22 protein-coding genes are annotated in these 25,979 nt (G+C 71.3%); 15 read left to right on the forward strand and 7 right to left on the reverse strand.

Annotated features, from left to right (window positions below):
• The first annotated feature begins 142 nt into the window (after positions 1-142).
• The 3 genes from WMF20_RS38510 to WMF20_RS38520 all read left to right on the forward strand — a co-directional run bounded on the left by WMF20_RS38510 (position 143) and on the right by WMF20_RS38520 (position 5,100).
• Positions 143-1,465 (forward strand): STAS domain-containing protein, encoded by a 1,323-nt coding sequence (locus WMF20_RS38510; protein WP_437606756.1) that lies wholly within the window; start codon positions 143-145, stop codon positions 1,463-1,465.
• A 280-nt stretch (positions 1,466-1,745) separates the two neighbouring features.
• On the forward strand, positions 1,746-3,281 hold the full coding sequence (locus tag WMF20_RS38515; RefSeq protein ID WP_437606757.1) for a lamin tail domain-containing protein: 1,536 nt from the start codon (positions 1,746-1,748) through the stop codon (positions 3,279-3,281).
• Positions 3,282-3,477: 196 nt separating this feature from the next.
• Positions 3,478-5,100, forward strand: a complete 1,623-nt coding sequence (locus tag WMF20_RS38520; protein ID WP_437606758.1) for a glycoside hydrolase family 30 protein — start codon at positions 3,478-3,480, stop codon at positions 5,098-5,100.
• A gap of 38 nt (positions 5,101-5,138) precedes the next feature.
• On the opposite strand, the gene WMF20_RS38525 is transcribed toward WMF20_RS38520, so the two are convergent.
• The 3 genes from WMF20_RS38525 to WMF20_RS38535 all read right to left on the reverse strand — a co-directional run bounded on the left by WMF20_RS38525 (position 5,139) and on the right by WMF20_RS38535 (position 7,456).
• Positions 5,139-5,792 (reverse strand): TlpA family protein disulfide reductase, encoded by a 654-nt coding sequence (locus WMF20_RS38525; RefSeq protein WP_437606759.1) that lies wholly within the window; start codon positions 5,790-5,792, stop codon positions 5,139-5,141.
• Positions 5,793-5,946: 154 nt separating this feature from the next.
• A complete protein-coding gene (gene pssA, locus WMF20_RS38530) occupies positions 5,947-6,924 on the reverse strand; it encodes a CDP-diacylglycerol--serine O-phosphatidyltransferase (protein WP_437606760.1) in 978 nt (325 codons plus the stop codon).
• A 175-nt stretch (positions 6,925-7,099) separates the two neighbouring features.
• The gene (locus WMF20_RS38535) at positions 7,100-7,456 is read right to left on the reverse strand and encodes an antibiotic biosynthesis monooxygenase family protein (RefSeq protein ID WP_061629153.1); all 357 of its coding nucleotides are present in this window, start codon (positions 7,454-7,456) and stop codon (positions 7,100-7,102) included.
• 801 nt (positions 7,457-8,257) lie between these two features.
• On the opposite strand from WMF20_RS38535, the gene WMF20_RS38540 reads away from it, so the two are divergent.
• The 9 genes from WMF20_RS38540 (at position 8,258) to WMF20_RS38580 (ending at position 18,887) form a co-directional block, all read left to right on the forward strand.
• The gene (locus WMF20_RS38540) at positions 8,258-9,376 is read left to right on the forward strand and encodes an NAD-dependent epimerase/dehydratase family protein (protein WP_437606761.1); all 1,119 of its coding nucleotides are present in this window, start codon (positions 8,258-8,260) and stop codon (positions 9,374-9,376) included.
• The gene (locus WMF20_RS38545) at positions 9,373-10,491 is read left to right on the forward strand and encodes an SDR family NAD(P)-dependent oxidoreductase (protein WP_437606762.1); all 1,119 of its coding nucleotides are present in this window, start codon (positions 9,373-9,375) and stop codon (positions 10,489-10,491) included. Before WMF20_RS38540 ends, WMF20_RS38545 begins: the two co-directional genes overlap by 4 nt.
• Complete coding sequence (locus WMF20_RS38550; RefSeq protein WP_437606763.1) at positions 10,488-11,789, forward strand: TIGR04295 family B12-binding domain-containing radical SAM protein; 1,302 nt, start codon at positions 10,488-10,490, stop codon at positions 11,787-11,789. The genes WMF20_RS38545 and WMF20_RS38550 overlap by 4 nt, the downstream gene beginning before the upstream one ends.
• Positions 11,782-12,960, forward strand: coding sequence for a glycosyltransferase family 4 protein (locus WMF20_RS38555; protein ID WP_437606764.1), 1,179 nt, complete (start codon positions 11,782-11,784; stop codon positions 12,958-12,960). Before WMF20_RS38550 ends, WMF20_RS38555 begins: the two co-directional genes overlap by 8 nt.
• Before the next feature lie 3 nt (positions 12,961-12,963).
• Entirely contained in the window at positions 12,964-14,100 is a 1,137-nt protein-coding gene (locus WMF20_RS38560) for a CgeB family protein (protein ID WP_437606765.1), read from the forward strand.
• Positions 14,097-15,242: a CgeB family protein gene (locus WMF20_RS38565; RefSeq protein ID WP_437606766.1), complete on the forward strand. Its 1,146-nt coding sequence runs from the start codon at positions 14,097-14,099 to the stop codon at positions 15,240-15,242. Before WMF20_RS38560 ends, WMF20_RS38565 begins: the two co-directional genes overlap by 4 nt.
• A complete protein-coding gene (locus WMF20_RS38570) occupies positions 15,239-16,348 on the forward strand; it encodes a CgeB family protein (RefSeq protein WP_437606767.1) in 1,110 nt (369 codons plus the stop codon). The genes WMF20_RS38565 and WMF20_RS38570 overlap by 4 nt, the downstream gene beginning before the upstream one ends.
• Before the next feature lie 138 nt (positions 16,349-16,486).
• The gene (locus tag WMF20_RS38575; protein ID WP_129578955.1) at positions 16,487-17,497 is read left to right on the forward strand and encodes a UDP-glucuronic acid decarboxylase family protein; all 1,011 of its coding nucleotides are present in this window, start codon (positions 16,487-16,489) and stop codon (positions 17,495-17,497) included.
• Between the two features lie 76 nt (positions 17,498-17,573).
• Positions 17,574-18,887 carry an inositol-3-phosphate synthase gene (locus tag WMF20_RS38580; protein ID WP_437606768.1) on the forward strand — a complete coding sequence of 438 codons (1,314 nt, stop codon included), beginning with the start codon at positions 17,574-17,576 and terminating at the stop codon, positions 18,885-18,887.
• 26 nt (positions 18,888-18,913) lie between these two features.
• On the opposite strand, the gene WMF20_RS38585 is transcribed toward WMF20_RS38580, so the two are convergent.
• A complete protein-coding gene (locus WMF20_RS38585) occupies positions 18,914-19,525 on the reverse strand; it encodes a GNAT family N-acetyltransferase (protein WP_129578957.1) in 612 nt (203 codons plus the stop codon).
• 180 nt (positions 19,526-19,705) lie between these two features.
• Complete coding sequence (locus WMF20_RS38590; protein WP_437606769.1) at positions 19,706-20,344, reverse strand: YdeI/OmpD-associated family protein; 639 nt, start codon at positions 20,342-20,344, stop codon at positions 19,706-19,708.
• A 160-nt stretch (positions 20,345-20,504) separates the two neighbouring features.
• Between WMF20_RS38590 and WMF20_RS38595 the strand changes: the two genes are divergently transcribed.
• Both WMF20_RS38595 and WMF20_RS38600 read left to right on the forward strand, forming a co-directional pair.
• Positions 20,505-21,503, forward strand: a complete 999-nt coding sequence (locus tag WMF20_RS38595) for a formylglycine-generating enzyme family protein (protein WP_437606770.1) — start codon at positions 20,505-20,507, stop codon at positions 21,501-21,503.
• Positions 21,504-21,982: 479 nt separating this feature from the next.
• Complete coding sequence (locus WMF20_RS38600) at positions 21,983-22,408, forward strand: hypothetical protein (RefSeq protein WP_437606771.1); 426 nt, start codon at positions 21,983-21,985, stop codon at positions 22,406-22,408.
• Positions 22,409-22,529: 121 nt separating this feature from the next.
• On the opposite strand, the gene WMF20_RS38605 is transcribed toward WMF20_RS38600, so the two are convergent.
• Together WMF20_RS38605 and WMF20_RS38610 are read right to left on the reverse strand one after the other, a co-directional pair.
• Positions 22,530-23,207 (reverse strand): SIMPL domain-containing protein, encoded by a 678-nt coding sequence (locus tag WMF20_RS38605; RefSeq protein WP_437606772.1) that lies wholly within the window; start codon positions 23,205-23,207, stop codon positions 22,530-22,532.
• A gap of 169 nt (positions 23,208-23,376) precedes the next feature.
• A complete protein-coding gene (locus WMF20_RS38610; protein ID WP_437606773.1) occupies positions 23,377-24,732 on the reverse strand; it encodes a hypothetical protein in 1,356 nt (451 codons plus the stop codon).
• Between the two features lie 435 nt (positions 24,733-25,167).
• Here WMF20_RS38610 and WMF20_RS38615 point away from each other — a divergent pair, with 435 nt between their 5' ends.
• Positions 25,168-25,818 (forward strand): trypsin-like peptidase domain-containing protein, encoded by a 651-nt coding sequence (locus tag WMF20_RS38615; protein WP_437606774.1) that lies wholly within the window; start codon positions 25,168-25,170, stop codon positions 25,816-25,818.
• The last annotated feature ends 161 nt before the right edge of the window (positions 25,819-25,979 follow it).

Consider the following 25,979-nt stretch of genomic DNA (forward strand, 5'->3'; position numbering starts at 1 on the left):
GGCGGCTCGGCGCGTCACCTCCGAGATCGCCTCGCCGCGGAAACCGATTGGATACATTGGGCGTGGTACTCCTTCAATCATGACCGGTCTCATCAAACGGTCGGAGGAGACCTCGACGAGAGCTCGATGGAGGCTCGACAACGTGTTGACCGATGAGCGCTCGCTCGTGGAGCTGCTCCGGGTGGTCACCGTCGACGTGCACGAGGCGGCGAGCGTCGAGGAGGCGCTGCATCGCACCATCGCGCACATCTGCGATCACCTGAGCTGGCCGGTCGGGCACGCCTACGTGCCGGCGGCGGACGATCCCTCGCTGCTCCTGCCCACGGCGCTCTGGTACCTCAACGACGAGGTGAAGTTCGCGACCTTCAAGGCGGTCACGGAGGCGACGCAGTTCACCCCGGGGGTCGGGCTGCCCGGGCGGGTGCTCGCCAGCAAGCAGCCGGTCTGGGTGCGCAACGTGACCGAAGACGCCAACTTCCCGCGCGCCCGGCTCGCGAAGAACCTCGGCGTCAAGGCGGGGTTCGCGTTCCCCGTGGTGGTCGGGGCCGAGGTGGTGGCCGTGCTGGAGTTCTTCTCCGACGCCGAGTACGCGGACGACGGGAAGTTCACCGCGACCATCGGCCGCATCGCGCGGCAGCTCGGCCGCCTGTTCGAGCGCAAGCACGCGCAGGAGATGCTGAGCCGGGAGCGGGACTTCATGGCCGGCGTCATGGATCTCGTCGACGGCCTCATCGTGGTGCTCGACGCGCGCGGCCGCATCGTGCGCATGAACAGCGCCGCCGAGCGGGCGCTGGGCAGCGGGCGCGGGCCTCTGGAGCCGCGCTATCTCTGGGAGCTCACGCCCGATCCGGGGGCGTCGGCGCAGCTCGAGGGCCTGTTCGAGGAGCTCGGCGCCGGCGCGCCGCGGAAGCAAGTGGAGGTCCCGTGGACGGCGAGGGACGGCGCCCGCCGGGTGACGGCCTGGTCGGGCGCGGTGCTGCCCGGCAAGGACGAGGGGCTCCGGTTCGTCATCATGACCGGCATCGACCTGACGGAGCGCAAGCGCGCCGAGCAGGAGCGCGCGCGGCTGCAGGACGAGGTGATCCAGGCCCAGGAAGCGGCGCTGGCGAAGCTCACCATGCCGCTCATCCCCATCTGCGACGATGTGGTGGTCTTGCCGCTCATCGGCCCGCTCGAGGCCGGGCGCGTGCGCCGCGTGGCCGAGGCGCTGGCGCGCGGCATCGCGGAGCGCCGCACGCGCACCGCGATCCTCGATCTGACCGGCGTGGACGCGCTCGATCCGGCGGCGATCGGGGCGCTGCTCGAGGTGGTGCGGGTCGTGGGCCTGCTCGGCGCGCGGGCGGTGCTCACCGGGATCCGCCCCGAGGTCGCCCACCGCCTCGCGGAGAGCGGCGTGGACCTCGGTCGGCTCGCCGTGAAGAGCTCCCTGCAGAGCGGGATCGCGTTCGCCATGAGGAGCCGCTGAGCCCCGGAGCCGGGCGCGGCGGATCGCTGGAATCGAGCGTAGACGAGCGGAATCGAGCGTAGACGAGCGGAATCGAGCGTAGACGAGCGGAATCGAGCGCGGCCGCCCTGAACGCCCCGGGGCCTCCGGCGGCCGCGGCCCGAGCCCGATGTCGTTCGTTCTCAACCGGAACTGCACGATCGCAGCATGGGACACGAGCGAGCATGACCCCCGCATTGCCCCTGTTTCGTGGTGTAATGCGACGATCCCGAGAAAGGTCCGGTGCAGCGATATGCGATCGATGTCTTCCATGCTGGCGCGGCTCGTGGGGGTTCGGGTGCCTTTGCTCGTGTGGGCGCTGGCCGCGGCCGCGTGCGCGGCCGAGCCGCCGCTCGACGGGGAGGTAGGCCCGGAGGCGGCCCTCCTCGGCGAGCACGGCGACGCGCTCTCGACGCGCGTCCGGCTCATGGCCGCGAACCTCACGAGCGGCACGAACCAGAGCTACGATCCGGGGCACGGCCAGCGCATCATGCTGGGGATCAAGCCCGATGTCGTCCTGCTGCAAGAATTCAACTACGGCAGCAACTCCACGTCCGACATTCGCACCTTCGTGGACGACACGTTCGGCACCGGGTTCAGTTATTACCGGGAGAGCGGGGCGCAGATCCCGAACGGGATCGTGAGCCGGTGGCCGATCGTCGCGTCTGGCGAGTGGGACGACGCGTCGGTCGGCAACCGGGATTTCGCCTGGGCGCAGATCGACATCCCCGGCCCCGCCGACCTCTGGGCCATCAGCGTCCATTTCCTGACGTCGGGCGCGGGGGCGCGCAACACGGAGGCAGCGCAGCTCGTCTCGTTCATCCAGGCGCACGTCGACGAGGACGATTACCTGGTGATCGGCGGCGACTTCAACACCGGGAGCCGGACCGAGGCGTGCGTCACGACGCTCTCGAGCGTCGTCGTCACGTCCGGCCCCCATCCCGCCGACAAGAACGGGAACGACAAGACCAACGCCGGCAGGACCAAGCCCTACGACTGGGTGCTCGTCGACAGCGATCTGGAGCCGCTCGAGACCGCCGTCGTCATCGGCGGGAGCAGCTTCGCGAACGGCCTCGTGGTGGACACGCGCGTCTATTCTCCGCTCTCGGAGATCAGCCCCGCGCACTCGTCGGACAGCGGCGCCTCGAACATGCAGCACATGGGCGTCGTGCGCGATTTCATGATCCCCGACGGCAGCAGCAGCAGCAGCGTCAGCAGCAGCAGCAGCAGCAGCAGCAGCAGTAGCAGTAGCAGCAGCGGCAGCGGTGGCGCCGGCGGCGCCGGCGGCGGCGGTGGCGGCGGTGGCGCCGGCGGCAGCGGCGGCGGCACCGCCAACGTGATCATCAATGAGGTCCTCGCCAACGAGCCGGGCAGCGATCCGGACGGCGAGTTCGTCGAGATCGTCAATGTCGGTACGGCGACGGCCTCGATCGGCGGCTGGAAGCTCGCCGACAGCACGGGGACGCGGCACACCTTCCCCGCCGGAGCGTCGCTCGCGCCCTTCACGGCCGTCGTGGTGTACGGCCACGCCTCGGCGGTGCCAGCTGGCGTGCTCGGAGCCGTCGGCGCCTCCACGGGAGCCCTGGGCCTCAACAACAGCAGCGATACGGTCACGCTGCGAAACGCCGCGGGCGCGACCGTGAGCAGCGTCACGTACACGTCCGCGCTCTCGGATCAGGACGGTGTCTCGATGAACCGCAGCATCGATCTCGACGGGAGCACATCCTTCGTCCTCCACAGCGCCCTCGGCGAGAGGAGCTCTTCGCCGGGCACGCGCGCGAGCGGCGCGCCGTTCTAGCCGAGAACACCGAACGCATTGAAGCGTCGACGCGCTCGCCGCCGGCGGCCCCGCGGGGCCCGCGCGAATGACGCCCTCGGAAACCGCGGCGCTGCTCAGATCATCGCGGGGCCTCTCGGGCATATAGTCCGACGACGATCGGTCGTGTGCTTCGGGCACCGCCGCGGGTTTGCACCCAGGAGCGAGGATTCTAGTGATGAACAGGGCACGAGGTTCGACCACCGCAGTTTTGCTCGCATTTTTCTTCATGGCCTGCGGCCCTTCGACCAGCGCCACGGAGCCCGAGGGCTCGGGCGGCTCGGGGTCGGGGGCGAGCAGCTCGGGGTCGGGGGCGGGCAGCTCGACGAGCTCGGGTGGCTCGACCGGGTCGGGCGGAACGGACGCGAGCGGCTCCACGGGGTTGGGCGGCGCCGGCGGCGAGCCGACCGGAGACGGCGGCGCTGGCGGCTCGTCCACCGGCGGCGGGCCCCCCGTGGTCGAGCCCGCGTTGATCACGTCCGGTCCGAACGATTACTGGAAGACGGGGACGCCGACGGAGGTGACGAGCGGCAATGCCGACGTGACCGTCGACGACGCGACGACGCACCAGCGATGGGACGGGTTCGGCGGCACCTTCAACGAGGTGGGCTGGAACGTGCTCTCGATGCTCAGCGAGGCGGAGAGGGCGCGAGCCATCAAGCTCCTCTTCGACAAGCATGAGGGCGCGGCGTTCGTCTACGGGCGCATTCCGATCGGGGCCAGCGACTACGCGATGGATCGCTACACCCTCGACGAGACGCCGAACGATACCGCGATGGCGAGCTTCTCCATCGAGCGGGACAAGGAGCGGCTGATCCCGTACATCAAGGCGGCGCTCGCCGTCAAACCCGGCCTCCACCTCTGGGCCAGCCCCTGGACGCCCCCCACCTGGATGAAGAGCAACGGCGCCTTCGACGGCGGCCACATGAAGGACGACGCGAGCACCTTGCAGGCGTATGCCCTGTACCTCGCGAAGTTCGTGGAGGCGTACGCCGGAGAGGGCATCGCCATCGAGGCGGTTCACCCTCAGAACGAGCCGAACTACGAGACGAGGTACCCGAGCTGCATCTGGACGGGGCCGCTCATGGCCAAGTTCATCGGCACCTACCTCGGGCCGACGTTCGCCGATCGGGGGCTCACGGCGCAGATCTATCTCGGCACGATGTCCAACAACGAAAGCGGGAAGGACGGGGCGATCATCAGCGCCGTGACCGGCGACGCCACCGCGATGGGGTACGTCAAGGGCTTCGGGCTGCAGTGGAACATGCTGAGCAGCGTATCCGGCTTGAGATCGCGCAATCTGCCGATCGTGCAGACGGAGCACAAGTGCGGCAACTACCCCTGGAACCCCGCGGGCTCACCGCCGTTCGACGCGCAGAAGGCGCCGAACGATCACGCGTACGCGGAGGAGAGCTGGGGGCTCATCCGCGACTGGATCAAGGCAGGGGTGACCTCGTACAGCGCCTGGAACATGGTGCTGGACACGGCGGGGAAGAACCTGGACTCGCAGCGGCCCTGGCCTCAGAACGCGCTGCTCATCGTGGACACGGCGGCGAAGACGCTGAACGTGACCCCCGTCTACCACGTCTTTCGCCACCTCTCCGAGTACGTCGATCCCGGGGCGATGCGCGTCGCCACGACCGGCGGCGATGCGCTGGCGTTCAAGAATCCCGACGGGACCATCGTCACGATCCTGTACAACTCCGGCAGTGCGGCGAAGATGACCGTCCTCGATGTGGCCGGGAAGAAGCTCCAGTTCAGCGTCCCTGCCCACGGGTGGGCCACCGTCAACTGGCAGTGACGCCGGCGAGGCGGGTCGAGACGATGCTCGGCGCGGTGTCACCGCGCCGGCTCGTCGAGCAGCGCGAGGACGCGCCCCTCGACGGTCGCGAACTCGGGGGTACCGGGCGCAAGCTGGCCCCCGAGGTGCACGTGCCGCACCAGCCCCGCGCGATCGAGGAGGAAGCTGACGCTCGTGTACTGGCGCTTCGGATGGCCATCGATCCACCAGCGCTTGAGCGTGCGCCAGTCCGGGTCGATCGCGACCGGAAAGCTGTACCCGAAATGCGACAGGTAGCCTTTGACCGCCGCCGGATCGAGCGGCTCGTCGTCCTTGTGGTGATACATCCCGACGACGACGAGCCCTCGTGACCGATAGCGCTCGTCCAGCGCCTTGAGCGCCGGGGCGGTGGCGCTGCAAAACGGGCAGTTCGGCGACATGAACCAGCGGACGAGCACGACCTTGCCACGCAGATCCGCCGGCGTGAGCGGTGGTGAGTTGTACCAGGGCCCCACGTCCCAGGCCGGCGGAGGCGCCCCGACGACGCCCGACACATCGTGGTCGAAGCCCGGGTCGCCGCCCGACGTGAGGGGGGCGCTCTCCGGAGACGGCGCAGGCGCGGCGGGCTCCGCGGGCGCGGGCGCGGCCGCGGGCACGGGCTCCGGCGAGGCGGCGCACGCGAGGGCGAGCGCGGCGAGAGGAAGCAAACGCAAGCGAGCGAGCATAGCGATATCTCCGCGCGCGACGATGGCAGCCCGGCGCGGGCGCGTCAATCGGGGCCGGACCGCGTCCCGCCGCCGCGGTCTCCGTCCGTGAAGAACGCTGCGAACGCTGAAACCGCTCCTTCCGCAGGTAGGCGCGACCGCTCTACGAAGGTTGTCGCGGAGCCGATCGCGAAGACTCCCGTCCACCGCCCCCACGCGACCCACCGCCCGTGCCGGATCCTCTCCGCTCGGGCTCGACCGGCGCGCCCCGGCGCCGCGCCGGAAGGCGCCAGAGCGACTCGACCACGCCGAGCAGGACGTAGGCGCCGATCAGCCAGACAAGGACGAACCCCGGCGCCCAGCGGGCCGAGATGAGCGCGCTCGAGCCGATGACGAGCGCAATCGACAGCGCGGTGCGGGCGTCGAGGTGGACATCCTTGAACGAGCGGAACCGCAGGGTCGACACCATCAGGAGCGAGAGGAGCAGCGTCGTCGCGAGGACCGCCGGCGCGGCGCCGGCCCCGGCGAGCTGCCCGTCCGCGACGCCGTGGGTCATGACGATCGCGACAAGGATCCCGGCCGCGCCGGTGACGGGGAGGCCGACGACGTACCGCGGCGGCGCCGACGAACAGCCCGCCTCGGCGAGGGAGAGGACGTTGAAGCGAGCGAGCCGGATCGCGCCGCACGCCGCGAATACGAACCCGCCGAGCACGCCGGCGAGGCCGAGGCGGTGCAGCGCCCACTGGTGCACGAGGACGGCCGGGGCCACGCCGAACGAGACGAGATCGGCCAGCGCGTCGAGCTCCCGCCCGAACGCGCTGTCGGTCCTGGTCGCCCGCGCGACGCGGCCGTCGAGCGCGTCGAGGAGCATCGCGAGGAGGATGAGGCTCGCGGCGCGCCGGAAATCGTCGTCCGACCGCGCGGCGGCCGAGCGCCGTACCGCGTCGAGGCCGCAAAAGATCGATGACAGCGTGATCAGGTTGGGGAGGAGAAACAGCGCCTTCCCCGGAACCCGCCGCGGCCGCCCCCGCGCCGCCTCGACGCGCGGCCGCTCGGGCCCCGCGCCTCGGCTTGGCCGTGGGCCCGCGGGGCGCAAGCGCTCGACGCCGGCGTCCCGTCTTGCTGGAGTGAATGCTGACATGATGGGCGAGGTCGGCGAGGCGCCGCCTGACCGCGCGGCCCCTGGCCCGCGGCCCGACGGGCTCGCTCGCCCGGCCTCGTAGTACACGAGGCCACGCGCCTTCAAGCCGGGAGCGCGCGCCGTGCGCGCACGGCGCCCCCGCGCGCACGGCGCCCCCGACCGGCGCCGAGGATCGCTAGCCCTGCAGATCGGTGCTGAGGAACACCTCGTGGATATCGAGCTTGCTCGGGCCCGCGAACATCTCCTTCGGCGCGCGGTTCCGGTGCGCCTCCGCGAACGCGGGGCTCCTCGTCCAGGCGATGAAGTCGTCCATCGACCTCCACCAGGTCTTGACCTCGTAGAACCCCTGCGCGTCCGGATCCGGGCTCCACGCGCCGGTCGCGTGGTCCAGCTTCATCGGCTTGGGCCGGTGCACCTCGTTCCGGATGAAGCCGGGCGCGCGGTCGACCAGGTGGACCCGGTTCTTGAAGCGGTCCTCGAACTCGGCCTCGTGGCCCTCGGCGACGGGAATGCGGTTTGTGACGACGATCATGGCTCCTCCTTGCTGGTACCCCGGGACCCGCCCGGCGCGGGCGACGGCGAGCTTAGCAGCGCGCCCGCCCGGCCGGGACCGCGCCGCGCACGTTGCGCCCGTTCGCTGCAGATAATCGTGGAATTTCTCAGAGCTCATCGTAATGCAGTCCATCGCGCGCGACCGGTCACGGCCGGTGCGGCAGCTCCGACGAAAACGGATTGACAAGTCGGCCTTTCGGAGCCCTCATCTCGGGAGATGCGCTCATGAACGGTTCCGAGACGGCTGGGCGTCATCCCCGGCCTCGAGCCGTTCAACGGAGGAGATCGAGCGCGCGCCGCGGAACATGATGGTGTGGTCAATGCGGGCTCTCCCTAGAAGAGCGCCGGTTTCGCCTGATACCATGGTGAGGTGGAGTATCGAACGCTCCGTCGTCCGCAGACCGCGCGCCCACGCGCCGGAGCGCCGCGGACAGAGCCCGAAGATTGTCCGGGAAATCACGGAGGGTTCGGCGGGATTCGAGTGCTCGCCAGCGCGACTCGAAGATCGTACTGCGGGTGATATTGTCAAATCTCTCACGAACCGCTCTTGCAGGATCGTGAGTCACATGTTACTCGGATGGCGTCCCGGGCGTCGATTGTACGATGTCCGCGCTGAACAGAACCGGACACGGTGGCGCAGTGAGCTGTCCCGAGCGCGGCGCCGTCGCGAAGGCGCCCTCTTATTTAGCCTAGTCTCGTCCGCTCAGCTGCGTGGCGTTTTGCCACGCGCGTTGACGACTCGTGGCATTTTGCCACGCATTGACCATCGACACAGAGGAATATGGCCAGTCACGTCCTCATCACCGGTGGAGCGGGCTTCATCGGCTCGCACGTCGCCGACGATCTCCTGCGCCAAGGGCATCGCGTCCGGGCGCTCGACAGCCTCATCCCGCAGGTGCACGGGCCCGAGCGCCGGCGCCCGGCGTACCTCAACCCGGAAGTCGAGCTCATCGTGGGTGACGTCCGGGACCGGGACGCGGTGAAGTCGGCATTGCGCGGCGTGGACGTCGTTTACCACTTCGCGGCCATGGTCGGGGTCGGACAGAGCATGTACAAGATCGAGGAGTACACCTCGGTCAACAACCTCGGCACCGCCGTGCTCCTGGAAGAGCTCGCCGAGAGGCCGGTCTCGCGGCTGATCGTCGCCTCCAGCATGAGCGTGTACGGCGAGGGGCTCTACCGGACCGCCTCGGGCGCCGTGGTCCCCGGCGCGAGCCGCCCGCTCGATCAGCTGAAGCGCGGCGACTGGGAGGTCCGGAGCGAGACGGGCGAGGCGCTCGTGCCGATCCCGACCCCCGAGTCCAAGACGCCGGCGCTCGAGTCGGTCTATGCGCTCTCCAAGTACGACCAGGAGCGGCTCTGCCTCACGATCGGGCGCGCCTACAACATCCCGACCGTCGCCCTCCGCTTCTTCAACGTGTACGGCCGCCGCCAGGCCCTCTCCAACCCGTACACCGGCGTCCTCGCCATCTTCGCCTCCCGGCTCCTCAACGATCGTCCGCCCCTCATCTTCGAGGACGGCCTGCAGCGGCGCGACTTCGTGAGCGTCGCCGACATCTCCCGCGCCTGCGTCCGGGTCCTCAGCGCCGACTCCGCGGTGGGCCAGGTGCTCAACATCGGCAGCGGGCACTCGTACACCGTGCGCGAGGTCGCCGATCACGTCCGCAAGGTGATGGGCAAGGACCGGATCGAGCCCGAGATCACCGGGAAATCGCGGCTGGGCGACATCCGGCACTGCTTCGCCGACATCGGCGCGGCGCAGCGCAAGATCGGGTATGAGCCCCAGGTCACCCTCGAGGAGGGGCTCCGCGATCTCGCCGGCTGGCTCGAGGGCCAGGTGGCGAAGGACGCTGTCGCCCAGGCCCGCGCCGAGCTGGAATCCCGGGGGCTGACGGTATGAGCGCCGCGGATCTCGATCCCCGCGGCGCGGCCGGGGAGCCGGGGCGGCCGGCGCTGATCACCGGCGGCGCCGGCTTCATCGGGTCCAATGTGGCCCACCGCCTGCTCCAGGCGGGAGAGTCGGTGATCCTGTTCGACAACCTCTCGCGGCCCTCCGTGGCGCGCAACGTGGACTGGCTGAAGCGCGTCCACGGCGACCGCGTCACGCTTGTCACCGGCGACGTGCGGGACGCCGGCGCGGTCGCCGACGTGGTCCAGCGCGCCTCCAGCGTCTTTCATTTCGCCGCCCAGGTCGCGGTGACCACCAGCCTGGTCCGGCCAGTGGAGGACTTCGAGATCAACGCCCGGGGGACGCTCAACGTCCTCGAGGCGATCCGCGCCCAGAGCGCCCCGCCGCCGCTCCTCTTCACGTCCACCAACAAGGTGTATGGCGGCCTCCCCGACGTCGCGCTCCAGTGCAGGGATCGGCAGTACGCGCCCGAGGATCCGAGGCTCCGCGCCTCCGGCATCTCGGAGGCGCGGCCGCTCGACTTCCACAGCCCCTACGGGTGCTCGAAGGGCACGGCGGATCAGTACGTGATCGATTATGCCCGCACCTTCGGGCTCCCCGCGGCGGTGTTCCGGATGAGCTGTATCTACGGGCCTCGCCAGTTCGGGACCGAGGACCAGGGGTGGGTGGCTCATTTCCTCCTCCAGGCGCTCCGGCGCGAGCCGATCACCCTCTACGGCGACGGGATGCAGGTCCGGGACGTGCTGTTCATCGACGATCTCGTCGACGCCTTCCTCCTCGCCCGCAGGAGCATCCGGCAGATCTCCGCGACGGCGTTCAACATCGGCGGGGGCCCGGAGAACACCCTCAGCCTTCTCGAGCTGCTCGACCTCATCGAGGAGCTCGACGGCAAGCGCCCGGCGACCGGCTTCGAGGCGTGGCGCCCCGGCGATCAGCGCTACTACGTCTCCGATTGCCGCCGGTTCAACGCGGCGACGGGGTGGTGGCCGCGCGTCCGGTTCCGCGACGGCGTGCGCAAGCTGTACGGCTGGCTGCGCGAGATGACCGGCGCCGGCAAGGCCGCAGGCCAGGCGGCCGAGGAGCTCTGCATGGAGGGCGCCGAGTGAGGTTCGCGCTCGTCAACCCGCCCTGGAGCTTCGAGGGGAGCATCTATTTCGGCTGCCGCGAGCCCCACCTGCCGCTCGAGTACGGCTACGCCAGGGCGCTGCTCGAGGCGGCGGGGCACGAGGCGGCGATCGTCGACGCCCAGGCCCGGAACCTCTCCCTGGAGGCCCTCCGCGACGAGGTGGCCGCGCTCCGCCCCGACGCCATCGTGGTGACCACCGCGCCGAGCTACCTCTTCTGGCGCTGCGCTCCGCCCGAGCTCCGGGTCCCGCAGCAGACGCTCCACGCCCTGCGCGACCTGCCGGGGCTCCGGTTCGCGGTGGGCCCCCACGCCTCCACCACCCCCCGCGCCACCCTGCACAAGCTCGGGGTCGACGCGGTGGTGATGGGCGAGTGCGAGGAAGTCCTGGTCAAGCTCGCGGATCTGCCGCGCGCGCGCTGGGGCGAGATCGCCTCGATCGCCTATGTGGAAGGCGAGGAGGCGCGCGTCCAGGGCGGGCCGCACGCGTCCGACATGGCGCGGCTCCCGGCCCTCCGCTGGGACGAGGCGACGGTCGCGCGCCACGCCCACCACCACCACCGCTTCGACACCGCGCCGGTCGGGCCGGGCGCCGAGATCGAGGCGTCCCGCGGGTGCCCGTATCACTGCACCTTCTGCGCGAAGGACAACTTCCGCGATCGCTACCGCAAGCGACCGCTCGCCGTGCTCCTCGACGAGCTCGACGGGCTCGTCGCGCAGGGCGTCCGCTACGTCTATTTCGTCGACGAGATCTTCCTCCCGGACCGCCCGCTGCTCGAGGCGCTCGTGGATCGGCCGGTGTCGTTCGGCGTCCAGATGCGCGTCGACAACTGGAACCGCGAGATGCTCGACCTGCTCGGGAAGGCGGGGTGCGTCTCGATCGAGGCCGGGGTGGAGAGCATCACGAAGGAGGGCAGGAGCCTCCTGGCCAAGCATTGCAAGCTCTCGACCGAGCAGCTCAGCGATCTCCTGATCCACGCCAAGAAGAGCGTCCCCTTCGTCCAGGCGAACCTGATCCAGTCGCAGACCGACGATCCCGCGGACGTCGCCGCCTTCCGGGAGCGGCTCCGGCAGCACGGCGTGTGGGCGAACGAGCCGGTGCCGATGTTCCCCTACCCCGGCTCGCCCGATTACACGATGCGCTGGGGCCTCCCCGACGATCAGGCGTGGGAGCGCTCGGTCGCGCACTACCTCGGCCAGTTCGATCACTTCAGCGACATCCAGGAGAGCCGCCCGCTCCCGCTCTCCGAGCTCGAGGTCGCGGCGCCCGGCCATGGTTGACGCCCCGCCCCCCCCCAGCTCCGTGTTGATGACCGCCGACACGGTGGGCGGCGTCTTCTCGTACGCGATCGAGCTCGCGGCCGCGCTCGCGGAGCGCGGGGTCCGGACGTCGCTCGCCACCATGGGCGGGCCGCTCTCGGCGCCCCAGCGCGAGGCCCCGGGCCGCGTGCCCGGGCTCGCCGTCTTCGAGAGCTCCTTCCGGCTCGAGTGGATGGACGACCCCTGGGACGACGTCGCGCGCGCCGGGGACTGGCTCCTCGAGCTCGAGGAGCGCGTCCGCCCGGACGTGGTCCACCTGAACGGCTACGCGCACGGCGCCCTCGGCTTCCGCGCCCCGAAGCTCGTGGTGGCCCACTCGTGCGTCCTCTCCTGGTGGACCGCCGTCCTCGGCGGGGAGGCGCCGCCGCAGTACGATCGCTACCGGCGCGAGGTGGCCCGCGGGCTCGCCGCCGCGTCCGCGGTGGTGGCGCCGACCCAGGCGATGCTCGACGCCCTCGTGCGCCACCACGGCGCGCTCGCGCCCTCCCGGGGCGCGCGGGCGGTGGTGATCCCCAACGCGGCCGACCCGGACCGGTTCGCCCCGGGCCCGAAGGACGAGGTCATCGTCGCGGTCGGGCGGCTCTGGGACCAGGCCAAGAACATCGCGGCCCTCGGCGAGGTGGCCCCTCGCCTGCCCTGGCCGATCCAGGTGGCCGGGAGCGACGTCCACCCCGGCGGGGGCAGCCGGCCCATCCCGTCGCTCGAGCACCTCGGCGTGCTCTCGCCGGCCGGCGTCGCCGCCGCGCTCGCCCGCGCCTCGATCTACGCGCACCCCGCCCGCTACGAGCCGTTCGGCCTGTCGGTCCTGGAGGCCGCGCTCTCCGGCTGCGCCCTCGTCCTCGGCGACATCCCGAGCCTGCGCGAGGTCTGGCGGGACGCGGCCCTCTACGTCGATCCCGGCGACACAGAGGCCCTCCGGCGCGCGCTGAAGGCGCTCATCGACGATCCCGCCAGGCGGCAGGAGATGGCGTCGCGCGCCCGCGCCCGCGCCTTCGAGTTCTCGCCGCGGCGGATGGCCCGGAGCTACCTGCACCTCTACGGCGAGCTCCTCCGGGGCAGCTCGCGAACGAGGCGCTCGCCGTCGCGCGAGGCGCCGCACGCCGCCGCAGCGGCCCCCGTGGGAGGCGAGTGAGCCATGCGCATCGTCCTGTTCTGCCACTCGCTCCTGTCCGACTGGAACCACGGGAACGCGCACTTCCTCCGGGGCGTGGTCACCGAGCTCGCCGAGCGCGGGCACGAGGTCCGCGTCTTCGAGCCGCGCGACGCGTGGAGCCTCCAGAACCTCGTCGCCGACCACGGCGAGGCCCCGCTGCGCGAGGTGCGCGCGGTCTACCCGCACGTCGACCCGATCCGCTACGACCTCGCCTCGCTCGACCTGGACGAGGCGCTCGAGGGCGCCGCGCTGGTGATCGTCCACGAGTGGAGCGAGCCGGAGCTGGTCGCCCGCGTCGGCGCCCACCGGGCCGGCGCGTCGTACCGGCTGCTCTTCCACGACACGCACCACCGGTCGGTCACCGATCCCGGGGCCATGGCCCGCTACGATCTCACCCACTACGACGGCGTCCTCGCCTTCGGCCGGGTGATCCGCGACCTCTACCTCGAGCGCCGCTGGGCCCGCCGGGCGTTCGTCTGGCACGAGGCCGCCGACGCGCGGGTCTTCCGCCCGCGCCGCGAGATCCAGCCCGAGCGCGATCTCGTGTGGGTCGGCAACTGGGGCGACGAGGAGCGCACCCGCGAGCTCGACGAGTTCCTCATCGGCCCGGCGCGCGATCTCGGCCTCTCCGCCCGCGTGCACGGGGTGCGCTACCCCGAGCACGCCCGCGCCGCGCTCGCGGCGGCCGGGCTCGAGTACCGCGGCTGGCTCCCCAACTACCGCGCGCCCGACGCGTTCGCGCGGGCGCGGGTGACCGTCCACGTGCCGAGGCGGCCCTACGTCGCGTCGCTCCCGGGCATCCCGACCATCCGGCCGTTCGAGGCCATGGCGTGCGCCATCCCGCTCGTCTGCTCGCCGTGGAGCGACGCGGAAGAGCTGTTCTCGCCCGGGCTCGACTACCTCGTCGCCCGGGACGGCGAGGAGATGAAGAAGCACCTGCGCGCGCTCCTCGCCGAGCCCGCCATGGCCGCCGAGCTGGCGGAGCAGGGGCGCAAGACGGTCCTCGCCCGCCACACCTGCGCCCACCGCGTCAACGAGCTCCTCTGCATCTCGGCCGACCTCGGCATCGAGGTCGACCGCCCGGCGCCCGCCGCCACCACCCAGCGAGCCACCGCATGAACCGACGCCCGACCTCGAGCCGACCGCTCGACATCGCCTTCTTCGGATCGAGCCTCGTCTCCGCCTACTGGAACGGAGCGGCCACCTATTACCGCGGCATCATCCGCGCCCTCGCCGCGCGGGGGCACCGCGTCACCTTCTACGAGCCGGACGCGTACGACCGGCAGAAGCACCGCGACATCGACGATCCGCCGTGGGCCCGCGTGGTGGTCTACTCCGGCACCGACGCCGACGAGCCGAGGCGGCTCGTCCAGCAGGCGCGGAGCGCCGACGTCGTCGTCAAGGCGAGCGGCGTCGGCGTCTTCGACGAGCTCCTCGAGGCCGAGGTCGCCGCGCTCGATCGGCCGGGGCTCACCACCATCTTCTGGGACGTCGACGCCCCGGCCACGCTCGAGCGGGTCCGCACCAACCCGTCGGACCCGTTCCGCGCGCAGATCCCGCGCTACGGCCTGGTCTTCACCTACGGCGGCGGCGACCCCGTGGTGCGCGGCTACGAGGCGCTCGGCGCCCGGCGCTGCGTGCCGATCTACAACGCGCTCGACCCCGAGACCCACTTCGAGGTCGCGCCAGATCCGCGATTTCATTGTGATTTTGCGCTCCTCGCCAACCGCCTCCCGGACCGGGAGCGGCGCGTGGAGGAGTTCTTCCTGCGGCCCGCGGCCGCGCTCCCCGAGCTCCGGTTCCTGCTCGGCGGCAACGGCTGGCAGGACAAGGCGATGCCCTCGAACGTCCGGTACGTCGGGCACGTCTACACCGCGGATCACAACGCCTTCAACGCGAGCGCCCGCGCGGTGCTGAACGTGGCCCGCGACAGCATGGCGTCGGTCGGCTTCTCCCCGGCGACCCGGGTCTTCGAGGCCGCGGGCGCGGCCGCGTGCCTCATCACCGACGCGTGGGAGGGGATCGAGCTCTTCCTCGAGCCCGAGCGCGAGGTGCTTGTCGCGAGCAGCGGCGACGAGGTCGCGGCGATCCTCCGGGCGCTCACGCCCGAGCGGGCCCGCGCCATCGGCGAGGCGGCGAAGCAGCGCGTGCTCGCCGAGCACACCTACGCGGAGCGGGCGAAGCAGGTCGAGGCGCTGCTCGGCCGCCCCGACGACGCCGCCGACGCCGCCGACGCAACCCTCACCGCGATCGCTCCGTGAAGACCATCTCCTTCGTTTTCCTGGGCCTGTCGATCACCTCGTCGTGGGGCAACGGCCACGCGACCACGTACCGCGGGCTCCTCAAGCGGCTCGCCCAGCGCGGGCACCGCGTGCTGTTCCTCGAGCGGGACCTCTGGTTCTACGCGGAGAACCGCGATCTGCCGGACCCTCCGTACGGCCGGACCGAGCTCTATCAGGGGCTCGACGACCTCCGCGCGCGCTTCGGGGACGCGGTGCGCGACGCGGACATGGTGGTCGTCGGGTCCTACGTGCCCGACGGGGTCGAGGTCGGCGCCTGGGTGACGGAGACGGCGCGCGGGAAGACCGCGTTTTACGACATCGACACGCCGGTGACGCTCAAGAAGCTCGAGCGGGGCGACACCGAGTACCTGTCTGCGGCGCTGATCCCGCGCTACGACCTCTACCTCTCGTTCACCGGCGGCCCCACGCTCGACCTGCTCGAGCGCCGCTACGGGGCGAAGCGGGCGCGCCCGCTCTACTGCTCGGTGGATCCGGACGCGTATTTCCCGGAGCGCCTCTCGCCCCGGTGGGATCTCGGCTACCTCGGCACCTACAGCCCCGATCGCCAGCCCACGCTGGATCGCCTCCTGGTCGAGCCGGCGCGCCGCTGGGCGCAGGGGCGCTTCGCGGTCGCGGGGCCGCAGTACCCGGCGGAGATCGCCTGGCCGGCGAACGTCGACCGGACGGATCACATCCCGCCGGGCGAGCACCGCGCCTTTTACGGCGCGCAGCGTTTCACGCTCAACGTCACCCGGCGGGACATGATCGAGGCGGGGTACTCGCCGAGCGTGCGCCTGTTCGAGGCGGCGGCCTGCGGCGTGCCGGTGATCAGCGACGACTGGCCCGGGCTCGACGAGCTCTTCGAGCCGGGCAAGGAGATCCTCGTGGCCCGCTCCTCGGAGGAGGCGCTGCGCCTGCTCCGCGAGTTCCCCGAGCGGGAGCGGGTCGCGATCGGGCAGCGGGCGCGCGAGCGCGTGCTCGCCCGGCACACCGCGGCGCACCGCGCCGAGGCGCTGGAGAGATACGCCCGGGAGCTGCTCGATGAACAGGACGAGCGGGAGCTCCCAGGGGACCGGGGATCGTGAACGTGTGGTGTCGGCTCGAAACCGCGTGCTGCCAATGAAGGATGACGAGGCGACCGTGGCGTGGAGGAACCCCATCGCGCCCACCCGTGCCGGGGCGGTCGTCCGGTCGTTGTCGCCTGGAGAGGAGGTCAGAGAGACATGAGCGCTGCGCTGCGCATCCTGGTGACCGGAGGCGCCGGCTTCGTCGGCTCCCACCTGTGTGATCGGCTGATCCGCGACGGCCACGAGGTCATCGCGCTCGACGATTTCTCGACCGGCTCCCGGGGCAACGTCGCCCACCTCCTCCACCATCGCCGCTTCCGGCTGGTGGAGCACGACGTCACCCAGCCGTACGATCTCAAGGTCGATCGCATCTACAACCTCGCCTCGCCGGCGAGCCCGCCGCATTACCAGCGCGATCCGGTGCGGACCACGCTCATCAACGTGGTCGGCACGTTCCACGCGCTGAAGCTCGCCGAGGGCTGCGGGGCGCGGGTGTTCCAGGCGTCGACGAGCGAGGTCTACGGCGATCCCGAGGTCCACCCGCAGCCGGAGAGCTACCGGGGCTCGGTGAACCCGATCGGGATCCGCTCCTGTTACGACGAGGGGAAGCGCTGCGCCGAGTCGCTGGTGATGGACTTCCACCGTCGCCGCGGCGTCGAGGTCCGGATGGCGCGGATCTTCAACACCTACGGTCCGCGGATGGCGCTCGACGACGGGCGCGTTGTGTCGAACTTCATCGTCCAGGCGCTCCAGGGCGAGGAGCTGACGGTCTACGGCGCCGGCTCGCAGACGCGGAGCTTCTGCTACGTGGACGATCTCGTCGAGGGGATCGTGCGGCTGATGGAGCACCCCAGCGAGACGGGGCCGGTGAACCTGGGCAATCCGGAGGAGTTCACGGTGCTGGAGCTCGCCGAGGAGGTGATTCGCCTGACCGGGAGCCGGAGCCGGATCGCGTTCCGCCCGCTGCCGCAGGACGATCCGCGGCAGCGGCAGCCGGTCATCGATCATGCGAAGCGGGTGCTCGGGTTCGAGCCGAAGGTGCCGCTGCGGGTGGGGCTGCGCCGGACGATCGAGGGTTTCCGGAGCGTGCTCGGGCTGGGCCGGCACGCGCCTGCGCTGGCGGCGTCGGAGAGCGACGCGCCGCTGCCTCAGGCCGCGAACGGCTGAGCAGCGCCGCGCGCGCCGAGCGTTCGTCGAGGCGAGCCGTGAGCGGCCGAGCTGGTCGCGAGTGAGGAGAGATCTGATGAAGCAGCCGCAGAAGCTGACGAAGCCTGAGGGGAAGCTGGCCGTGCTCCTCCCGGGGCTCGGGGCGGTGTCGACGACGACGATCGCGGGCGTGATGCTCGCGCGGCGGGGCGTCGCCGCGCCGGTGGGGGCCTTGACGCAGCTCGGGACGATCCGGCTTGGGAAGCGGACGGAGAACCGCTCTCCGAAGATCAAGGATTTCGCCCCGCTGGCGTCGCTCGATGATCTCGAGTTCGGCGGCTGGGACATCTTCCCCGACGACGCGTACGAGGCGGCGGTGGAGGCGAAGGTGCTCGAGGCGGCGCACCTCGATGCCGTCCGCGAGGAGCTCGCGGCCGTCACGCCGATGAAGGCGGTGTTCTACCCGGACTACGTGCGCCGGCTGCACGGGCCGCACGTGAAGGCCGGCCGCAGCAAGGCCGACATGGTGGAGCAGGTGCGGGACGACATCCGCGGCTTCGTGCGCTCGCGCGGGGCGAGCCGGGCGGTGGCGGTGTGGTGCGGCTCGACGGAGGTCTTCATCACGCCGTCGGAGGTGCACCGGTCGGCGGCCGCGTTCGAGGCGGGGCTCCTCTCGAACCACCCGGCCATCTCGAACTCGCAGATCTACGCCTGGGCGTGCATCAAGGAGGGGGTCCCGTTCGCCAACGGGGCGCCGAACCTGACCGTGGATTTCCCTGCCGCCTGGGAGCTCGCCCGCAGCCACGGCGTGCCGATCGCGGGCAAGGACTTCAAGACGGGGCAGACCCTGATGAAGACCGTGATCGCGCCGGCGCTCAAGGCGCGGATGCTCGGCGTCTCGGGGTGGTTCTCGACGAACATCCTCGGCAACCGCGACGGCGTGGTGCTGGAGGATCCGGACTCGTTCAAGACGAAGGAGGCCTCGAAGCTCAGCGCGCTCGAGCAGATCCTCCAGCCGGAGCTCTACAGGGAGCTGTATTCGAAGCTCTACCACAAGGTGCGGATCGAGCATTATCCGCCGCGCGGGGACGCGAAGGAGGGGTGGGACAACATCGATCTGTTCGGGTGGCTCGGCTATCCGATGCAGATGAAGGTGAACTTCCTCTGCCGGGACTCGATCCTGGCGGCGCCGATCGTGCTCGATCTGGCGCTGTTCCTGGATCTCGCGGCGAGGGCGGGGTTCAGCGGGACGCAGGAGTGGCTGAGCTTCTACTTCAAGAGCCCGATGACGGCGCCGGAGCTCTATCCGGAGCACGACCTGTTCATCCAGTCGATGAAGCTCAAGAACACGCTTCGGTGGATGATGGGGGAAGAGCTCATCACGCACCTCGGGAACGAGTACTACGACTGAGGCGGCGGCGCCGCGACGCCGAGGTCTCAGCGCGCGGTCATCGGCTCGCGAGGCCTCGCGAGCTGATGATTGAGGTGGCTGCGCACCGTGGGCCACTCCGGAGCGATGATGCTGTAGACGCACGTGTCGCGCAGCGTGCCGTCGGACGCGCGACGGTGGTTGCGCAAGACGCCATCGAGCTTCGCGCCCAGCCGCTCGATGGCGCGGCGGCTCTGGTGGTTGAAGAAGTGCGTTCGGAACTCCACCGCGATGCAGTCCAGCGCCTCGAACGCGTGCTGCAACAGCAGCAGCTTGCACTCGGTGTTGATCGCGGTGCGCTGTACGCTCTTGCGGTACCACGTCGAGCCGATCTCCACGCGCCGATTGGCTGCGTCGATGTCCATGTACGTGGTCATGCCGACCGCGCGTCCGCTCCGCGCGTCGATCACGACGAAGGGCAGCATCGAACCCGAGCGCTGGAGGGACAACCGACGCTCGATCTCGTCGCGCATGCCTTCGGGGCGCGGGATGTAGGTGTACCAGAGATCCCACAGCTCGCCGTCGCGCACCGCGTCGACGAGATCATCATGGTAGGCGTGGGTCAGCGGCTCGAGCGCGGCATGGCGCCCGCGCAAGGTGACGGGTTCCGGCCAGGACATGGAATTCCTTATTGGGTGGAACGACTACATTTCACGCAACGGGGCTGCTTGTCAAGACAGCCGCAACAATGCCTCTGCCCGTTCGTCCGCGCCGAGCGTCACCCCGGTTGACCTGCTGACCCGAGCCCTTCCGGGCGCGGCATGCCGGGCTGCGCGCAGCCAGATCGGGCGGAGGGCGACTCACTCCGTGGGGGGCCGGGCCGCCTTCGGCTCTCTACGCCGCTCCGGCACGATGGTCTCCCCGCGCGCCAGCATCGCCACGAGCTCGGCGATCTTCTTTGCGCGGCCGGCGGGCGTCTTCATGTTGCTCGTGCGGAACGCCAGCGCGAACAGGTTCTGACGCCCCAGCCGCTGGAGCGTCTCACGCGCCCGTGGGTTCGCCTCGATCGCGGCGCGAAGGTCGTCGGGGAGGGTGGCCGCGGTCGCGCCGCGCATCGGCGCGTACGCCGCCTCCCAGCGGCCATCGGCCTTGGCCGCGTCCACCTGCCGCTGCCCGTGGGGCGTCATGCGCCCCGCGGCGGTCAAGCGGGCGACGTTGTCGCGGTTGATCTGGCTCCAGACGCTCCTCGGCTTGCGCGGCGTGTACCGCTGCAAGAACGAGCTCTCATCCAGGGCTTTTCGGATGCCGTCGATCCATCCCCAGCAGAGCGCCACGTCGAGCGCTTGCGCCTGCGTCACCGTCGGCACGCCGGAGCCCTTCTTGTAGATCCTCAGCCACAACTCCGTCTCCTGCGCGTGGTTCGCGGCCATCCACGCCTCGAGCTCGGCTTCGGTGCGGAAGCTCTTGATCTTCTTCTTGTCGGGGATGATCGGCGCCATGCAGCCTGCCTCGCAGCGTGTCCATCTGTGAGCGCCGGGGCGTTCGACCCTCTAGCCCCGGGGCCGCGCTGCGTCAATGCGGTCCGGTGGCGGGCTCCGCCGGTCGTCCAGCGGCCGTTCTGTTGATCCCTCACTCTCGCCTCGGTAACAGACGAGGAGCATGAGACAACGATCTGGGCGATGGCTGTGGGCGGCGCTGTGCCTGCCGGGCGTCGGGTGCACGACGGTCGTCGGGTTGGACAAGCCCTATCATCCGATGGAGGACCAGGGCGGCGGCGGCGGCGGCGGCGTGGAGACAGGCAGTCGCTGCGCCGGGCTGCCTGCGACGTGCGGGCCCACGGAAGACGAGAGCTGCTGCGCGAGCGAGCTGGTCGTGGGGGGTACGTTCAACCGGAGCAACGACGCGGCCTTCCCGGCCACGGTGAGCGACTTCCAGCTGGACCGGTTCGAGGTCACGCTGGGGCGGTTCCGGGCGTTCGTGGACGCGTATCCCGGGAGCCGGCCGGCAGCAGGCGCCGGCGCGCACCCGCTCATCCCGGGGAGCGGTTGGGATGCGGAGTGGGAAGATCGGCTGCCGCCGGACCGGGCCGAGCTCCTGAAAGGGCTGTTCTGCGATTCGGAGGAAACGGCATGGGCGTGGACGGATGAGCCCGGCGCGAACGAGCGCCTGCCGATGAACTGCCTGAGCTGGTACATGGCGTTTGCGTTCTGCGCGTGGGACGGCGGCCGACTGCCGACCGAGGCGGAGCTGGGGTACGCGGCGGCCGGAGGCGCCGAGCAGCGTCCGTATCCGTGGTCCACCTCGGCGGACGATGAGACGCTCGATCGGGACCACGCGGTGTATGCGTGCAATGGCAGCGACGTGGCGGGGTGCGTGATCGAGGACCTCCTGCCGGTCGGGTCGAAGTCACCGCAGGGAGATGGGCTGTTCGAGCAAGCGGATCTGGCGGGGGGCATGTGGGAGTGGATGCTCGATTATCATGGAGATTACCCGCCCGAGTGCGTGGACTGCGCCGTCACGACGGGCGGCACGGAACGGGTGATGCGCGGCGGCGGCTGGCGCAGCGCCGCGGAGGCGCTGCACCTCTCCACCCGCGACCACCGCTCCCCGACGACCCGCGCGGCCGGCATCGGGGCCCGGTGCGCGCGGGAGCCGTGAGCGCCGCGGGACCGAGGAGACGCGACGCCCGCCTCGCCTCGGCCGTGGTGGATCTCACGTGGCGCGGTGAACGGGGTTGCGGCGGGTCGCATCGAGCGGCAAGCGTTCGAGCGTCGGCCCCAAGGAAGCCGTCGGCTCAGGGAGGTAAACGGATGCTCACGGTTCGTCGAATGGCCTGGATCGCGCTGCTCTGGCTGATGAGCTCTGCCTGTGACAACGGCGAGGGCGGCGGCCACGGCGCCGCAGGCGGTGCCCCCAGCGGGAGCGGCGGATCCGCCGGCGCCGAGAGCGGAGCCGGCGAGGGCGGTGCCACAACGGGATCCGGCGGAGGTCTCGGCGCGGGCGGAGACGGGGGAAGCGCGGGCGCGGGCGACGGCGGAAGCGCGGGCGACGGCGGAAGCGCGGGCGACGGCGGAAGCGCGGGCGCGGGCGACGGCGGAAGCGCGGGCGACGGGGGAGGCGGTGGAGGAGGAGGCACTGTGTGCGAGCCTGGGGCTCAAGTCCCGTGTTACACGGCGGCGCCCAGCACCGCGGATGTCGGGATTTGCCGGCGGGGCGTCGCGACCTGCAGCGCCGACGGGTCGGAGCTCGGCGCCTGCATCGGTGAGGTCACTCCAGCGGCTGAGACCTGCATCGATCCGGCCGACGAAGATTGCGATGGTCAGGCCAACGAGGAGGGCCCCGGCTGTATCTGTGTCCCCGGCGCGGCTGCGCCGTGCTATACGGGCTCCCCCGGAACCGCGGGCGTCGGGACCTGCAAGGGAGGCACGAAGATCTGCAACGCCCAGGGGACCGGCTACGGGCCCTGCATCGGCGAAGTGCTCCCGACCTCGGATGACTGCCACACGGAGGCGGACGAGAACTGCGACGGCGTGAACGCCTCCTGCGGGGGGGAGCACCTCTGAAGCAAGAGCTTCGGCTCCGATGTCCCTCAGCGCGCGACCGGCATCGCCGTCGACGCGGCCGGGAAGGTGGTCGTGGCCGGCCATGTTGCGGCGAGCATCAGCTTCGGTGGCGACGGGTGCTCTACCGCTTCGCGAAGCGGAAGCGGGCCCTCACCGTGGCTGTCACCTGGATCTCCCCGGGCTCGATCGGGAACGTGGTCGAACGCGGGCCGATGCGGCCGGCCGCCATCTGCCAGGCGCGCCCGCCGTCCTCGTCGCCCGCGCTCGACACGGATCGCCACCCGACGAGCTTGATCCTGGCCGCCTGGGCGATGGCGCCGGCGTTGCGCTCGGCGTCCGCGATCGAGGCCTTGAGCGCCGCTCGGTAGGCCTCCTGCGGCGCGCGCAGGAAAAAGCGGATCCCGCTGGTCTGGTTGGCGCCCGCGGACAGCGCCGCATCGAGGATCCTCGAGCTCTCGACGCGGAGCACGTCGATCGGCGCCCCCTCGAGGATCACCGAGACCGTGCTCGTCGCCTCGTATCCGATGATCCGCGGCGGAGCGACGCGCTCCCGCTCCGTCTCGCCCTCCGAGATCGGCCTCACCGAGACATCCACGTTCCTGACCTGGAGCGACGGAATCTGGAGCCTCTCCAGCGCCTCGATGATCGCTCGTGTCTTGGCCGCGGCCTCCTCGCGCGCGGCCTCCAGGCTCTCGCAGCGGACCTCCACGGACACGTTCGTGCGAAGCGAGTCGGGCGGAAGCGAGACGGTGCCGGCCCCCTCGACCTCCACGACCTGCAGATCCGTAGACTTTGCCATGGTGTTCATCCGCCCCCTCCGTGAGGAGAACCTAAGGCCGGGAGGCTCGCTCAGGGAGGCTCGACGCGTCGCCGTGGCAACAAGGGCAGGCAGGACAAAGGGAGACGCGTGGAATCCGGGACGAGGGAGCGGCTCGCAGGTGCGCTCTCTCCGGCGCCGGCCGGCGACGTCACATCCACATCCGCGCCACGACGCCGTAGGTGCCGGGCCCCGGGGACATGCCCACGTCGCCGCCGCCGAGGAGGACCTTGTCGTCCGAGACGACCTTCACGGTGTGCAGCTGCCCGAACTCGCCGAGATCGACCGGGAGCACGCCGCCGTCGCCGAACGCCGGGTCGAGCGCGCCGTCGCACGTGTACCGCGCGAGCAGCGGCGTGGTCGTGCCGCCTTCGCCGCGCTCGCCGCCGTTGCCCGCGACGAGGACGGCGCCGCCCGGGAGCAGGGCCATGTCCTCGGCCACGTCGTCGCCGCCGGTGGTCGGCCACGCGGCCACGCCCCCGTCGCCGAACTCGAGGTCGGGCGCGCCGTCCGGGTGGAAGCGGCGGACCTGGAAGTCGCGCGCCCCCTCGGCCCCCGCGTCGCCGGCCACCACGAGGCCGCCGTCGGGCGACACCGCGAGCGCGACCGCGCGCTCGTCGATCCCGGGATCGCCGGCGACGATCGCGCCCCCGCGGCCAAAGGAGCGATCGAGCGCGCCGTCTCGGCGCAGGCGGATCACGATCATGTCGCGCTGGCCGTCCCGCTCGACCGAGCCGGCCACGACGACGCGGCCGCGGCGATCGAGCGCGACCGCCTCGGCGACCGACGCCGTGCCCAGCGCGACGGTCCGGTAGCCGCGCGGGCTGGCGAACGAGGTGTCGAGGGCGCCGTCCGCGGTGGCGCGCGCGATCAGCAGGCGCCCGTCGCGCTGGCCCACGGCCACGATGCCGTCGTCCGGAGCGACGAGGCCGCCCCGGATCTCCTCGTCGCCGCCGAGGTCGAGCAGGCTCTTGCCGCCGTCGCCGAAGCCGGGGTCGAGCGAGCCGTCCTCCGCGTAGCGCGCCAGCGCCACGTCCGCCGAGGCGCCCCGGAACCTGTCGCGCCAGCCGATGGCGACGACCTCGCCGCGGTGCTGGCGGCCGGTGGCGGCCAGATAGGCCAGGTCGCCGGTCGAGTTGGCCCAGCCCGTGGTCACCATGCCGTCGCCGAAGGTGGAATCGAGCGCGCCGGCTCCGGTCAGCCGGACGACGCGGAACCTGGTCGCGCCGAGCCCGCCCTGGCCCCAGCCGGCCGCGATGATCCGATCCTCGGCGACGTCGACATCGAAGAAGCCGCCGTCGTCGTCGGCGCCGAAGCGCACCCGCGCGATCCCGGTCCCCGCCCCTCCGAACGAGGGATCGAGCTGCCCCGCGAGCGGGCCAGGCTCGTCGCCCGCGCAGCCGCAGCGCGCGGGCTCCGCACTGTCGGGCGGGGCGCTCGCGGCGGGCTCCTCGGCGAGGAGGTGACTCGGGACGAGCAACGTGAGCAATGCATAGAGCGTCTTCATGAGAGGATCTGTTGGACGCGCGAAGGGGGGGTGTCAAACGGGCGGCCATGCCGACACGGCGGCGTCATCGTGGGCGCTGGAGATCTCGACGCCTCGGACACATCCCGCGCGGTCCGCCGAGCCCGCCTCCTCCAGCGCGGCGGGCCGAGGCGCGCCCCGGGAGGCGGCCCTGCGGCGGGGGTGAACGGCTGACGGCCGCGCCGTCGCCCTGGCCCGTCGCAGGGCAGAGACGCGCCATTGACGCGCGCTCGACTCCTGGAGATAGAAGGGCGGTCATGAGATCCACGCCCTGGCTCTCGCTGCTCGTCATCGCCTTCCTCGGCGCCTGCCGCAGCTCCCCCCCCGCCGGCAGCGCAGAGCGACGCGGGCCTGACGTCCGCCCCCGGCAGGTTGTCCGCGGCTGCGACATCACCCTCGCTGCCCCAGGGCTCCATCGTGCGGCCGACGTTCGACACGGCAGAAGGGCGAATCAGCGCTGGCACGGCCTTCTTCGTCTCCATCCCAGGACAGGCCGGCCCGCTCGGGCTCACGGCCCACCATCTGTTTGGTACAGCCGGCGGGTTCGAACGGGAGATGAGCGCCACGGAGCTCGGCCAGCTCGTCCGGGCCGTGTACCTGTCCGAGATCGACCTGGGCGAGGGCGAGGAGGAGCCGCTGCGGGCTGGCCCGATGGTGGTGCTGCCGTCGGCCGGCCATGCTCGGGAGGCCGGGGACTGGTCCACCGACGTGGCGGCGTTCCGCGCCCCGGCGAGCCTGTACGCCCGCGCGCTGCGCCTCGCGCCCAGGAACGCGGCGCCGGGCGAGGACGTATGGCTCGTGGCCGAGGTCCTCGGCGGAAAGTCCGCAGGTCAGCGCCTGCACCGGGCACGGGTGGTCCATTCCAGGCCGACGCTGCTCGCCTACCAGTTCGAGGACACCACCCTCGAGCTGCGCGCGACGAGCGGAGCACCGGTGGTGAACGCCGGAGGCGAGGTGGTCGGCTTGCAGGTCTCCGGCGGCCCGGAGGGCGACATCCTGTGGGGCAATGCCCACCCCGTGGAGAGCGTGCGCGCCCACCTCACGAGAGGGCTGTCGGCGGCGAAGTAGCGTAGATTGAACGAAGGGCGCATCGAGCTCTGTCTCGGCAGTCGCCGGGCGCTGACATCGACGACGCGGTAGATCGCATCGAGCGCGTCCGGGCTTGTGAGGACGGCGCGCCGGGAACCTGGATCCATCGAGCGCGTCGCTGAGCTCCGGCGACCATGCCT

The organism is Sorangium sp. So ce834, assembly GCF_051521425.1.
GTDB lineage: Bacteria > Myxococcota_A > Polyangia > Polyangiales > Polyangiaceae > Sorangium > Sorangium cellulosum_D.

Excerpts from the sequence above, each read along its gene's own strand:
- WMF20_RS38595 (WP_437606770.1), top strand. The coding sequence starts at position 20,505 with ATGAGACAACGATCTGGGCGATGGCTGTGGGCGGCGCTGTGCCTGCCG.
- WMF20_RS38545 (WP_437606762.1), top strand. The coding sequence starts at position 9,373 with ATGAGCGCCGCGGATCTCGATCCCCGCGGCGCGGCCGGGGAGCCGGGG.
- WMF20_RS38535 (WP_061629153.1), bottom strand. The coding sequence starts at position 7,456 with ATGATCGTCGTCACAAACCGCATTCCCGTCGCCGAGGGCCACGAGGCC.
- WMF20_RS38520 (WP_437606758.1), top strand. The coding sequence starts at position 3,478 with ATGAACAGGGCACGAGGTTCGACCACCGCAGTTTTGCTCGCATTTTTC.
- WMF20_RS38555 (WP_437606764.1), top strand. The coding sequence starts at position 11,782 with ATGGTTGACGCCCCGCCCCCCCCCAGCTCCGTGTTGATGACCGCCGAC.
- pssA (WP_437606760.1), bottom strand. The coding sequence starts at position 6,924 with ATGTCAGCATTCACTCCAGCAAGACGGGACGCCGGCGTCGAGCGCTTG.
- WMF20_RS38560 (WP_437606765.1), top strand. The coding sequence starts at position 12,964 with ATGCGCATCGTCCTGTTCTGCCACTCGCTCCTGTCCGACTGGAACCAC.
- WMF20_RS38540 (WP_437606761.1), top strand. The coding sequence starts at position 8,258 with ATGGCCAGTCACGTCCTCATCACCGGTGGAGCGGGCTTCATCGGCTCG.
- WMF20_RS38605 (WP_437606772.1), bottom strand. The coding sequence starts at position 23,207 with ATGGCAAAGTCTACGGATCTGCAGGTCGTGGAGGTCGAGGGGGCCGGC.
- WMF20_RS38590 (WP_437606769.1), bottom strand. The coding sequence starts at position 20,344 with ATGGCGCCGATCATCCCCGACAAGAAGAAGATCAAGAGCTTCCGCACC.
- WMF20_RS38575 (WP_129578955.1), top strand. The coding sequence starts at position 16,487 with ATGAGCGCTGCGCTGCGCATCCTGGTGACCGGAGGCGCCGGCTTCGTC.
- WMF20_RS38515 (WP_437606757.1), top strand. The coding sequence starts at position 1,746 with ATGTCTTCCATGCTGGCGCGGCTCGTGGGGGTTCGGGTGCCTTTGCTC.
- WMF20_RS38565 (WP_437606766.1), top strand. The coding sequence starts at position 14,097 with ATGAACCGACGCCCGACCTCGAGCCGACCGCTCGACATCGCCTTCTTC.
- WMF20_RS38580 (WP_437606768.1), top strand. The coding sequence starts at position 17,574 with ATGAAGCAGCCGCAGAAGCTGACGAAGCCTGAGGGGAAGCTGGCCGTG.
- WMF20_RS38585 (WP_129578957.1), bottom strand. The coding sequence starts at position 19,525 with ATGTCCTGGCCGGAACCCGTCACCTTGCGCGGGCGCCATGCCGCGCTC.
- WMF20_RS38610 (WP_437606773.1), bottom strand. The coding sequence starts at position 24,732 with ATGAAGACGCTCTATGCATTGCTCACGTTGCTCGTCCCGAGTCACCTC.